This window comes from Campylobacter sp. CNRCH_2013_0898h (assembly GCF_025772965.1).
GTDB lineage: Bacteria > Campylobacterota > Campylobacteria > Campylobacterales > Campylobacteraceae > Campylobacter_D > Campylobacter_D lari_D.
The window spans coordinates 1-13977 of the sequence record NZ_JAKMTD010000018.1 but is presented as its reverse complement, the minus strand read 5'-3'; the positions used below and the strand labels follow the sequence as shown (position 1 = coordinate 13977).

At 24.6% G+C, this 13977-nt stretch carries 8 protein-coding genes; 7 read left to right on the top strand and 1 reads right to left on the bottom strand.

Translation table 11 applies throughout. From position 1 onward, the window contains the following. Positions 1-74: 74 nt before the first annotated feature. On the bottom strand, positions 75-590 hold the full coding sequence (locus tag L8X50_RS07830) for an Hcp family type VI secretion system effector (RefSeq protein WP_263660855.1): 516 nt from the start codon (positions 588-590) through the stop codon (positions 75-77). Between the two features lie 135 nt (positions 591-725). Here L8X50_RS07830 and tssM point away from each other — a divergent pair, with 135 nt between their 5' ends. From tssM to L8X50_RS07795, 7 genes are all read left to right on the top strand, one after another. Further along, complete coding sequence (gene tssM / locus L8X50_RS07825) at positions 726-4268, top strand: type VI secretion system membrane subunit TssM (RefSeq protein WP_263660854.1); 3543 nt, start codon at positions 726-728, stop codon at positions 4266-4268. Further along, positions 4258-5160, top strand: coding sequence for a hypothetical protein (locus L8X50_RS07820; RefSeq protein WP_263660019.1), 903 nt, complete (start codon positions 4258-4260; stop codon positions 5158-5160). The genes tssM and L8X50_RS07820 overlap by 11 nt, the downstream gene beginning before the upstream one ends. Positions 5161-5405: 245 nt before the next feature. Continuing rightward, positions 5406-5843: a tRNA 2-selenouridine synthase gene (locus L8X50_RS07815; protein WP_412175489.1), complete on the top strand. Its 438-nt coding sequence runs from the start codon at positions 5406-5408 to the stop codon at positions 5841-5843. Positions 5844-6010: 167 nt separating this feature from the next. Next, the gene (locus L8X50_RS07810; RefSeq protein WP_257938276.1) at positions 6011-6244 is read left to right on the top strand and encodes a hypothetical protein; all 234 of its coding nucleotides are present in this window, start codon (positions 6011-6013) and stop codon (positions 6242-6244) included. A 1088-nt stretch (positions 6245-7332) separates the two neighbouring features. After that, positions 7333-8943: a lipase family protein gene (locus L8X50_RS07805; RefSeq protein WP_257938277.1), complete on the top strand. Its 1611-nt coding sequence runs from the start codon at positions 7333-7335 to the stop codon at positions 8941-8943. A 7-nt stretch (positions 8944-8950) separates the two neighbouring features. Next, positions 8951-10381, top strand: coding sequence for a hypothetical protein (locus L8X50_RS07800; protein WP_263660852.1), 1431 nt, complete (start codon positions 8951-8953; stop codon positions 10379-10381). Further along, on the top strand, positions 10378-13869 hold the full coding sequence (locus L8X50_RS07795; protein WP_263660851.1) for a hypothetical protein: 3492 nt from the start codon (positions 10378-10380) through the stop codon (positions 13867-13869). Before L8X50_RS07800 ends, L8X50_RS07795 begins: the two co-directional genes overlap by 4 nt. Positions 13870-13977: the final 108 nt, after the last annotated feature.

Here is a 13977-nt window from a genome sequence, read left to right as displayed (position 1 = left end):
GATTATTTTTAATGAAAGTGATAAGGATATTAAATAGCATATAAAGCTCATTGTTTAACAATGAGCTTATTGTGTTACGAATTTGCTTCTCTCCAATCATCACTTCCGCTTGTTCCAGCCGCTGTATGCTCCCAAATAACTTTTCTGTAATTTAAGGATACCTTAAAAAGCTCTGTTTTGTCATGATTGTTTGCTTCTTGAGCATTTGGCATTACTAAGGTAATATCTGTAATGATAGCATCTTCTAATTTAGTTGTAAAAAAATGTTCTTGTCCACCACTTGTTGATGTTCTAAACCAATGAATTTCAACACTCGGAAGTCTTTCACCTTTTGTAAGTGCATTGTAAAGTAGAGGAACTGCTTTATTTAGAGAGCAAGTGAAAGTAAAAGGCTTATGAACTCTTTGTCCTGATGGTTGTCCACTTTGTTGATCAACTGGAACTGTTACAATATGAGAAATTTCTTGAGCCATAATCTCGTCTTCGTGTCCTGCTTGATAGCGATTTCCTATACTTGCTTCTGTAGAAGCACCACTTGAAATAAGTCCTTGTGTTGAACCTTCGATTTTGATATATGCTGGTTGTGCCATGTTTTTCCTTATGATTATAATTTTAACTTTATATTTATATTAAAAGCTTTTAATATTTTAATACAAAATAAGTAAAAATAATATAAAATTAATAAATAGAAATAAAAATTATTTGAATTTATATTAGGAAAAATTATGTTTCAAAAAATAATGCAAATTTTAAAATCTAGGATTTTTGTAATCACATTAATACTTATTATTTTAGTTGTCTTAAGTTTATTTTTTTGGGCTTATGGTTCTTTATTTGCGTTTAATGAAATTTATGTTTTTAGTAATTCTTATTTAAGATTTGGGATAATTTTTATATTTTGGTGTTGTATTTTTTTGTTTTTTCTTTTAAAGCCTTTAAGTAATTTTATAAAATCTTTTAAGGATGACAAAAGAATAAGACTTAAAGAAATTAAAAAAGAATCTAATGAATTTTTATACAAAGCAAAAAGAAATTTCTTTATCGCATTAAAAGATGCCAAACAAACATGGAAAAAAGATATCAACACTAAAAATTTGCCTCTTGTTGTTATTGTGGGAAATGAAGGTGCTGGTAAAAGTACTTTTATAAATTATTCTGATATAGAATATCCTTTAAGTGATAGTTTAGAATCATATAAAAAGATGCATAAGTCTACCAATAATTTTAGCTTATATGTTTCCAAGAAAGGCGCTTTGCTTGATACTGAAGGAAATTATTTTTCTCAAGAAGATTTTTTTCATCCTAATAGTAGCGATGAGTTACCCGAAGATGATATAGAGAAAAATAGAGACTTTTTAATTAAAAAGAGCATTTGGCAAAATTTTTTAAAATTTTTAAATAAGAATTATTTTCATAGTAAATTAAATGGCATTATTTTAATAATTGATACTCGATTGTTTTTGGAAAACACAAAAGAATATTCTAATAATTTAATTCGTTATTTAACAAAAAGGGTGCATGAGTGTGAAAAAATTTTAGGTGTACAATTACCTATTTATGTTGTTTTTTCAAAATTAGATTTGATAGAAGGTATGAGAGAATTTTTTGATATTTTCAATGAAAAAATTCAAAAAAAAGCTTTTGGTGTAAGTTTTGCAGAACATTTTAAAGAAGAAGATATTCAAAAGTCTTTTGAAGAGATAAGCAAATCTTTGTTTTTACGTTTTGTTGATAAAAATTCTTCTATATACACTATAGAGGAAAAAAATAAAATTTATTTATTTTTAAAGCAGTTGGATAATTTATTTGTATTGAGCAAAGACTTTATCGTGCAACTCCAAAATGAAAATATTTTAAAAAATAGTTCAGTTTTAAGAGGGGTATATTATGTAAGTGCTTATCAAGAAAATGTGCCAAGAAATTTTATGCTTGATACAATTTGTGAAAAGTATAATATAAAAAAACCATTAGCTCAAGTAAAACAGTCTTTTAGCAAGCAAAGTTATTTTGTTCAGTCTTTGCTTGAAGATATTGTCTTTAAAGATTCATCGCTAAGTAGAATTAAAAGTTTTTACAAAAAGATATCGCTTGTGGGTTTAACTATATTTTTGAGTTGTATGACTTATTTTATTTCATCTTATTTTATTCTTAAAAGTGAGCAAGAAAAGAAAATATCTCAAAGTGTTTATACTGATCTTTCATTTTTGTTGAAAAATATGCAAGATTACCCCATGATGAGTATAGAAGAGAAAGCAAAATTATTAGTTGATTTAAGAAATATACTAAGTGTATATCCACAATTAATCGAAAAGGCAAGTTTGTTTGAATATTTTAGCTTAAACATAACATATAAAGGCTTTAAAAAAGCACAAAATTTATATTATAAAATTAGTGAAGATGTGTTGAAAAATACCCTATTAAAAGAAATGGAAATAATATTACAAACTGATGATAATTATGATAACTTAATTAAAACTTTATATGTATATAAATCATTGTTTGAGCAAAAATATCTTGATAAAGATTTATTAAAAATATGGATTAATGAAAATTGGAATTTTTTAGAAAAATATAAAATTTCTAAAGAAAATTTTCTATCTGGTATCGATGAACTTCAAAAGATTGACTTAAGCACTTCTCAGCAAGATGATATTTCGGTTAAACTATCTATTGAAAAACTATATAATGTAGCAAAAATTCAAAGAATATATACTTTACTTAACTTTATCATTCTAGATAAAAACAATAAAGTATATAATTTTAAAAATGAATTAGGATTTGCTGCTAATAATGTTTTCTCAGAGTCTATTAAAATTGATAGTATTGAAGAAATTTACACAAAAAAAGGTATGGCTGACTTTTTGCAAACGTTAAATGTAAAAATAGATAAAGCCATTGAGATTGATTCGTGGATTTTAAATGATTTGTCAAATTCTGAAAATAGAAGCAATATGGCAATGGGAATTATTAAAATTTATTTAACGCAATATCAAAATAAATGGCAAGAAATTTTAAATTCACTTGCACCAAAAAAGTTTATTTCCAAAAGTTCTATGCTAAATGAACTTAATATACTATCTAAAAAAGAAAATCCTTTAATGAATTTTATAAAAATTGTTAGTGTAAATACCAATCTTAACGATGCTACTTTACTAACTCAAGCATATAATCTCGGTGTTAATGCTGCTGAAATAAAGACAAGTTTTATGGGGATTACCAGTTCGTTTGATGCTTATCATAAAATTATAGAACAAAATTCTATTTTAAATACGGGTGCTACTGCTGTAGGTTTAGATGTTGGAAGTCATCAAAAAACCATGGAATTAATAAATACAGATTTGTCTAATATTCATAAAAAAATAACTGACTTTACAACAAATAACTCGCAAACTATTGAGGAAAAAATAAAATACGCTTTAAGCGATAGTAAAGATTCTAGCGACCCATTTAGTTCTCTTGAACAAAATATTAAAAATTTACCAAGTGAATTGGAAAAATATTATGCAACTCTTTCTTTGTATGCTTGGAATATTATAGAAAACCATGGAGTTTCTTTGTTTAATACTGTTTGGTTGAATGAGGTTTATGCACCATTTGTTAATGATATAGCTCCTTTTTATCCTTTTAATTTATTAAGTTCACAAGATTTAAGTATAGATTCTTTTAAAAATTTCTTTGGTAAAAATGGAATTTTAAATAAGTTTTATGAAAAATATTTAACAAATGTTCTAATTAAAAGAAAAAATGTTTACTCTATTAATTCTAAATTTAGCTCAAGATTAACTTTTTCCAAAGAATTTTTGGATTTTATTACTAAGGCTGGTAATTTATCAGAGTTAATGCTAAATGCAAATGATGTAATGAGAGTGCGCTTTACTTTACAAAGTCTTGACTTAAGTGCCGATTTTTCTTTTGTAAAAGTTCAGTATAATGATACTTCTATTATATATGATCACACATTGCATACAAAATTAGATGTTATAACTGATGAATTTAACAATGGAACTAGTTTTGATTTCACTGCGTATTCTTATTTAGATGCTAATATAAATTACACAAAATCATATAAAGGAGAATGGGCTTGGTATAAATTATTACAGGAAAGTAAAAATTCAAATTCATCTTACAGTGTTTTATTTAATGACAATAAAAAAATGTATTTTGATTTCAAACTTAATAATAACAACTCAGATATTAATAATATAATTATGATATTAAGTGATTTTAAAATAGTAGAAAATATAACAAAGGCTCAAAATGATAGATAAAGAAACCATAGGATTGATAATTGAAAATATTGATGAAAATATTACAAAAACAGTAGCTTGTGTATTTGATGAAACTGGTGGACTTGTTGGATCAAGTCCAGAATGTTTATTTTGGATACAAGATAAAAATAATTCTGTTAAAGAAAAACATATGAAGATTACTTTTGAAGAAGGTTTTTTTACTATGACGCCTATAGAATGCAGTGATATTTTTTATAATAATTCTTTTTCTAGATTGGAAGATGGTTATGAAATTATTATCAACAAAGGCGATGTTCTAAAGTTAGGTCTTATTGAGTTGCGTTTTGTTGATTCAAAAGAGATTAAACAAGAAACTTTAAAGCAAGCAAAAGAAATAAAAGAAATAGAAAAACACACACAGATGGATGAAATAGAGCTAAAACCTAGAGGAAAAATAGATGGTTTAGATTTTAAGGCAAAAGAAAACATTAAAGAACTTATTGAAACAAAAATAGATTATAGTTTTATAGAGGATAATAATATTAAAAATTCTGAAGTTATTATGGAATCTAATTCTTCTGTTAATTTAGATTTTACTTATGAAAATATAGGAAAAATTTTAGATAAATTGCAAAATGAATTATCACAAAATCGTAAAAAAACAATACTAAATGATAATTTCCAAAAATTAAATATAGATGATTTTCAAACGGTTATTTCAAAAATTCCGCTTATTAAAGATACAAAACTAATTAATCTTGTTGTGTTAAAATTAATTACTAAAGAATTGTATTCACCTGTATTTAAAGAGATGGAAGAAGATATTTTTATGACTTATTTGCAAAATGCCTTGCAAAATATCATCAAAAATGATCAAAATATATTTGAAAATTTGACTTTACTGTCTTTAAACAAATACAAAGAAAAATAATTTTTCAAAGTAAAGTAAGATAATTTTCCAAAATTAATTTTAAAAAGGAGTATCAAATGAAAATCACAATGATAATTCTAAGCTTGTTTTCTTTAGTATCTTTAAGTGCATGTGCTTTTAAAGAAAATAAAGCAAGTGAATTAGAAACTCTTGCAAGTAATTATGGTGGAATTTATATCTTTGATAAAAAAATAAGAGAAGAGATATTGGAAAATGAAAGAAAGAAAGGAGAGGCAATGAAAAAAATGTCTTTAGGGGATGATTTTTGGGATCAATTAAAAGTCATAGAAAAAAAATTCCCTCAAGTCCTTTCTAATGGTTGTAAATATTATCGTAGTGATTATAGATATAAAGGTAAAGCTGATTTTGGTTTCAAAGATAAACCCGAATTTGCATACTATGAAGATCAATTTAAAGCATATATGGGTGAAAAAAACTATAAAAAATTAAGACCTTATTTAGGTATGACAACTTATTATGTGTGTGAGGGTAAAAAATATCCTATTGTTTTTGCTACCATGATAGATTATAAAGTAAAAAGCTATGGATTATTTGGAGATGAAGGAAGAGGATTTAGCTTTTCTAGTATTAGTCGTAAAAGTGCAGGAGGAGGATCTTTTCATTATTTTACTAATGGTAAATTTATAAAAAGTGATGAAAAATATACAGGACAAAGTTACTGATGAACCCTAAAGAACTTATTTCTCAAATCAAAGACTATGCTGATATAGCAGATGCTAGTTATGCTATGTTGTAATATGTTTGGGAAAATATAGAGCAAGATGAAAAGAATAATATTTATAAAGCAGATAAACTTACTTTTGGTGATAAATTAAAGCAAGATATTGTTATGAAAAATAGTAAAAGGGAAAATATTGTAAAACCTAAAAATACAAACACAGCTTATGCTTGTGCTATACAAGCTCGTTTTGAACAAAATAAAATAGTTAAAATAGAACCTAAATATTGTATTTCTCTTATAAATACTTGTTTTGATAGTAAAGAAATAACATTGGATAATGATATTAGCAGGGTAGGGTTAAATGATGCACTGAGTAAAAGAACTATTGATTTTGTATTTTAAAACATTAGTCTAACACTTTAAGTGGGGCTTTGATATATTGTGATGTTAAATATAAAGATAAGCTATCTTTTAGTCCCAGTGAAGTTTATAGTTTTAATGCCTCTAGTGTTTATGGTTGGAATGGTTCCTAGTGTAATTATATTTTGATTTTTAAAAAGTAGGATAATTTTATTAAAAATATAAAAAGGAAAATAAATGGGTTTATTAAAAAAAATATACATTGCTTGGGGGATGTTTTGGGGAATTATTTTTTTGTTTAGTTCTTTATATGCTTATTTTAGTGATATAGAATTTTTTGGTGATATGTTAAAGATTGCATTTTTTATATATTCTTATCCATTGTTACCTTACATATCATATTTAACACTACAAGAAACTATTAAATCCAAAAATATTTTTCTTTATTTTTCTTTATTTTTCTTTATTTTTCTTTATTTTTCTTTATTTTTCTTTATCTCGGGGGGATTTTTTAATTATGTAATAATATTAGGCATTTATACAATATTATTTTTAATAATATCTATTAAATTTAGAAAAGAACTTTCTTATTATTTTTCTTTATTATTTTGTATTTTTTTATACATTTTTTTATATCTTTTTATTTTCTATATGGATTTAAAAAATGAGTAATAAAGCTCAAATTAACAATCTCAAAAATTACGCTAAACTTGTATAGATTGGTTTTTTTGATTTTTTAATAATAATTTAAATTTCAACAAAAAAAGGAAGTAGTGTGATAATACTAAAAAATCTATATATTATTTGGATTATAATTTGGGGATTTGGGGCTATTTTAGGTTATTATATGGCATATGATGCAACTTTTACTAAAATGTTCTTTTTTCTTGTTATACTTTATCTTTTTCCATTATTGCCTTATTTTTATTATTTGATTTATAAAAAAGCAAGAAAAACAAAAAATATATTTGTTGCTATTTGTTGTTATTTGTTGTTATTTGTTGTTATTTGTTGTTATTTGTTGCTACTATTGATTAATAGAAATAATAGTAATTTTAAGTTGTACTTAATTATTATTGTGATACATATTGTAATATTTGCAATAATTTATTTAATTAAAAGAAATAAAAATGAAAACTCAAATCAATAATTTAAAAGATTATGCAGAACTTGCACAAGCTAGCTATTTTAATTTTGATTTTTTAAATACTAGAAATATATTTGAGTTAGATTCTAATCAAGAAAAAATTCAAGAAGAAAATTCTCTTAGAGGTTATAGAGAAATAAAAGTAAATTTAGAACATATTGTCAGTCAAAAATATAAAGATAAAAAAGTATTGATTGATTTAAGACAAGATAATGATTGGCAATCAAAAATATTAAATTTCTTTGATGAAAAGACAAATTTTGATAAACTAAATGGAGAATTTGGAGAATTACAAGCTAGGAATTTCTCTCAAAGATATGAGGTTCAATTTCATCAGCCTAACACTACAAGTGGCTTTAGTGCTACTTTGTTTTATGATAAAGAAAAAGATAAATTTGTTGTAGGATTTAGGGGAACTGAAGTTTCTTTTAAAGATTTAAAAGCGACATGGGAAACCGCTTTAGATGCAACCCAAGACTTAGTCTTATCTCTTAATGGCAATCTCCAATCTTCTTCTCTTTTAGAATTTTTAGAACAAGTAAACAAAATAATCAAAAATAAACACAAAAGTATTATATTTGTAGGACATTCATTGGGTGGGTATTTAGCTCAAATGGCTTTGATATATTGTGATATTAAATATAAAGACAAATTATCTTTTAGTCCTAATGAAGTTTATACTTTTAATGCCCCTAGTGTTTATGGTTGGAATTTTCCTAATATAGCTATCAACCCTAATACAATAAAAATTATGCAAGATCTTTTAGGAAAATACACTATAGATATTTCAGAAAAAATCACTCACATTTATGATAATGGTAAAATTGAAATCATCGCTTCTGCTCAATATGGCTCACACAATAGACTGTCTATCTATACGGGTAAAGATTCTCACTCCATAATCCCCCTAACTCAAACTCTTTACTTCTACTCCTATCTTTTAGAATTAGATGCTAACCATAACAAAGTCAAAGATAAAAGTTTTAGTGAATGTATAGAGTATCTTAATCATTTTATGAAAAATATTCAAATATATACAGAAACTTTTGTGTTAAAAAATAATGCTATTAATAATAAAAATTTCGCTCTTAAAAATGGACCTCTTGGGCTTTTAAGAAGCTCTCCAAAAAAAATCAATCATTTTGAATATTTTCTTTCATTAATAGCCACCATAATGCAAGAAACAAATGATATTTTAGAAGAGGTTGGAGATAATTATTATACAAGCTACAAAGCTCCTACCATTAGTCAAACAAAAATCATAGATTTTATTTTAAAAGCACATGAAAAAGAAAAATATATTTTAATTCTTGATAAAAATGATTTTAATAAATACAGAAAAGATAGTTCCTTTGTTAATAATCAAGAAAATTTAGCTCATAAAATTGCCATTGGGGAATTTAGAATTTTTATTGTGGTTTATAAAGATATGAAATGTCTTGAAAATATTAATAATATAACAAAAATATACAGATATAATTCAAAAAGTTATAAAATAAAAGATCAAATTTGGGATGAGCAATATTTAGGTGGAGTTTGTAAAATATCACAAGCTTTGTATTTTAATGGAAAAGCTAAAATAGGTATTATTTAGGAAAATTATGATAGGTAGAGACTTTTTATATTCTATTCATAAAGATAAAAAAAGTATTTATTTATTTTGTGAAAATAAAAGCATCATTGATTGTCAAAGTATTTATGATGAACTTTACAAATTAGAAGCAACGACAGATTTTACTTTTGAAGAACTCCAAAACTACCAAGCTTATATCTTCCTAAACTCCACCCTCCTTACAGGCTCAAGTGAAATTCCTAACAATCCTTTTTACTTTGGAGAATTAAATCAAGATAATGCTATAAAACAAGATACACCTAGTTATTATTTTTCTCCTAAAGATGAAGATAGTGGCAAAGGAAAACTTAGCATCTTTTATAAAAATGATGAACTTTGCTTGCTTAATTATTCTATTATAGAAAATTCTTTAAATATCAAATTAGAATGTTTAAGCAAGCAAAGCTTAGAGTATAAAGATTTGATTTCAAACACTCTAAAAGAACAAAAAACCATACAGATAAATAAAAAACAAGCTATAGCTAAACTTCATGCTCTTTTAGAAAATCAAAACCTAGAATGTATCCATGGAGGTAAAGTCATACTTCAATCAAACAAAGGAAAAACTTTTAAAGATAGTGGTGTGCCTATTATGCTAGAAAGTGATTTACTTAATTCTAGCATAAGTGGCTGTCCTAATACCATTGCAAATGTAAGCTATCCTTGCACTAAGGTAGTAGATGTTAAAGGCTCTTTATCTCAAAAGAAAGTTAATAATGAATATGTAATCTTACAAGAACTCATCTCAGCTTGTATTAGTGATAAAGGCTTTCCTTTAAAAGTAAGCTTTGTACCTACTAAGTTTAAATTTGATCATAGTTTTAATCCTAAGGAAGGCTTAGCAAAGCAAAGCAAAAACCAAACAAAGCTAAAAGAGCCCATAATAAGACTTCATTATAAAAGTGATAGATTTCAAAAAGATAACCTACCTATCTATAATCTTTTGATCAATAATGAAAAAAAAGAACAAAATAAAGCTTTAAGTGAATTAAATATAGATCAAAAAGATTTAAAAGATATAGAAGATGTTAATATTCTTAATCAATTCAAACAAGACTTTAGTAAAGATTATGAATTTAAAGAATTAAATTTTAGTTTTGATACTAATTTAATCAAACTTTATTTTATTATCCCAAAAAATATTGCTAAAGTTTATAAAAGTGCTTATAAAGAATTTGAATATAAAGATTTAGGAGCAGGGTATTTTACACAGCTACATGAGTATGATAAAATCATCAAAAATTCCCTAGAAGATAATAAAGAATTAAACGAATATCATTTTAGTTTTTTAGCTCCTGCTAAAATGCAAAATTTAAAATTTCAAATCGCAAATGGACTAGATGAGATCTTAGAAGATGAAGATAGAAAACAAGAGCTTTATGTTTGTAAATTTGTAGTAGTGAATGGGATTAAAATATGAAAATAAAAGATTTCACCTTAATTACATCAAATCATAATTTGGAAATTGAGTTAAAAAATCTTACCGAAAATGCTAATAAAATTATTTTTATATGTGGTGATTTTGATGGATATAAAGAAGCTAAGAATTCTTTGTATAAGACACTACATACTATTGAATATAAATTTAAAATTAACAAGAAAAAAACTTTTAAAATCATACATTTAAATCAAGCTAATAAAGATGAAATCACAAAAGAACAAAAATTTAGCTCTGATAAAAATTTATCTAGTATTAAAAAAATTATCTTTAATAATTTAAATTTTTTAAATGATGTAATCAATCAAAACAAAAATAAAACGCTCAATAAAATTATTGATGAGAGTAATGAAGAAAATATTGAAAATTTTTTAAAAGGAGTTCAAAAAGAATTAAATACATTATTAAAAAATATCAAAGAATCTGATTATTTTGAGCAAGAGATTAAACCAAAGATACAACTTACCCTAGATACACTTTTTAATACATTTTTAAAAAATATTACTCAATCTAATGATGATGAATATAAGCAAATTATTAGAGCTATAGCAAAATTTTTTATTAATATATTAGATTCTGTAACCAATCTTAAAAAACCTATCTCTTTAGTCAAAAAAAATCCTTATGTTTTTGTTGTAAATACATTATTTGAAGTTTATAATTCTTCTTCTGACTATCAAGAGTATAAGGAACAAAAATATTATTATGATTTTGCTTATCCACTTTTAGAGCTTATTACTAGTAAGCTTTATCCTATTATCGCTTTGTGTAATGAAGAAATTTTATCTGATGTATTGATTATAGATGATAAAGTATTATTAGATTTTTCATCTTATTCTAATGTACCTTCTATTAGTCTTTATAAAAATAGTTTTTATAAAGTTATTTTAGATGAAGAATTTCAAGGTATTTTTGATCATTTTTTAGAAAATAATCCAAAAATTGAAAATGAAAAGTTAGATAATACGCTTTTGATTAATTCTAGTTTAAAAAATTTTGATACAACATTAAAAAAAGCAATCAATTCAAATATCTCTGAACTTAATCATTTCTTTTATGCAGAATATCCTGATTTAAATTCTTCCATACTAGTAGAAATGATACTAGATAAAAAAAATACTGATCAAATCAATACAACAAAAATGGGTAAAAATTATTTGTTTATTACCAATCCACCACAGCTTAACAATGCAGCACTTTGTGAAGATTTGTATCAAAAAAAATTAGGAGCAATAATAAAAAATCGCCCTAAAGCTCTTACAAAAAATGAAAAACTTGGATTAAAAGAGCAATTTCCTAGTAAAAGAGATTATGGTTCTTATTTTATAGAAAGAGATGTTAAAAAGGAAGATGATTTTGTATTGCAACTTTGTCCTTTTGTGAAACTTGATGGACAGATTTATCAAAAATATAAAAGGTATTTTAATTTTTATAATCAAACACTTTCTTGGATAGGACTTGATTTATTAGAGAGTGTAAAACAATCAGTTGAGCAAGATTTTGCTTATATTGATAGCTTTTTTAAATTACCCAAAGAACTAGAAGAAATTAGCGAAAAAGAAAAAGAAAAAGTAAAAGAATATATCGGGCTTTTTAATAATTATTTAGATAATATCAATTCTTATTATGATCAAATGCAATTTTTTCTTGAGTTAGAGCCATCAATATCCAAAACATATGAAAATGTAGATTTTAAGAAATACTCACCTTTAACGGTTGCTTTATTGACTTTAACTTTGTATGTTTTACAAAAAGACTTAGCTTTTACACAAGAATATTCTCTTGGTGTTAAAAATATTGTAATTCCAAATCCAGATTATGGTGATAAAGAAATTTCACTTAATTACCAAAAGATTAAAATACCAAATTATTTTAATGAGTATATTTCATTTATCCCTGATGACATTTATTTTTATGATAATGATAAAAAAATTTACATCTTTTTATCTAAAGAATTAAATAAAAATAAAAAAGAAGATGAAATTATCTATTTAGATGAATTAGCCAAAGCTATGTTTGAAAATGATTTTGAAGAAGAAAATCAAACTTATGTGAATTTTTTAAAAACCTTAAATGAAAGCTTTGATGAGGAAATTGAATTTAAAGAAAATACACAAACAGACAAAACTCTTCCTTTGAAAAAAGATTTAGATAAAAGTATTCAAGAAATTATGCTTGATAATGAACTTGCAAAATTATCCATAGATATCACTTTTTTTAATATCATTAAGCAACTTTTTCCTTTTGCAGAATTTTTTATGAGCCAGCCTGATTTTTTTAAAAAAATGATTTTATTTTTTATAAATTCAAGCTTTGATAAAAAGCATTATGGCAATAAATTATTTTCTAGTTTTAAAGCACATTTTTTTAAAGAACTAGGGATATTTTATGCACTTAATCCTAAAGGACATTTTATAAAAATTAATCCAAAAAGTAAAAAGCCACTCAATAAGCTTTTTTTATATCAAATAGGAACAAATTATTATTATTTTAATCAATTAGAATATGCAAGCGAGTTAAAAAAGTCAAAGAGTTTTTCAAGATTGGATAAAGCTAAGCAAATTCATTTGATATCAAAAGTAAAAAAACAATTAGCTATCGATTTTTCTATTAAAGTAAGTAAAAATTTAAGTGTAGATGTGTTAAAAAATTTAGCAGGATCTTTTATCGATACACTTTTGCCTACAAATTATGAAAGATTAAAAATTTTATATGAAAAACTAATGTATGAAAAATTTACTTACAATTATGATTTTCCTTTAGCTGTAAAAAAAGAAGAATACTTAACCTATCCTTTATTGATAAATTCTAGATTTATGAGTTTTGATTTATCTGAGTTTATTTTTGGTTCTTTATTATGCACAGGTGGGCTTAATTATTATCCTAGTATTGCTTGTGCTACGACTTCAAGCAAAGCTAGGGAATTTGCCTTAAAAAGACTTTTATCTTATATTATTTTAGATGAGAAAAGAAGTGCTTTTAAGGAAGATAAGATCAATGAGGGTAAATACATCTTAAACGATATGGAATTTTTTGAAGAAAACAATATAGAACTTAGAAATTGTAATATATATAAGCTAGAGCATTTTCAAAGAAAAGAAGAGTATAAAACACAACACCCAGTGATAAAACAACACCCTATCTTAGCTTATAATGATGCTATACAAATTTTATATGAATATGCAAATGGTATTTATAATACTACTCAAGATGAAAAGGGTAAGTTCATAGAAGATAGACAAAAAGCAAGAAGATTAATGGAAAATTTAGAAGCTATAGGACAGCATAATTTAGAAGTGATGTATAAGGGGGTAAATGAAGAAGGTGATGAAATAATATATCAAAATAAAAGATATTATAAAAATATTGAGAATTTAACTACTAATAATAAATCCCAAGATTATTCTAATCAATTCATAGGCAGATTAGCCACTACTATAATCATGGAAGATGGTTTGTATATAGGATGAAAGGATAAAAATGAGTGAAACTTATGAAATTTATACACCCGAAGGTTTTATATTAAATGTAGATAAACAAAGTGGAAGAATACTATTTCCAAAGTCAAAAAAACCTAC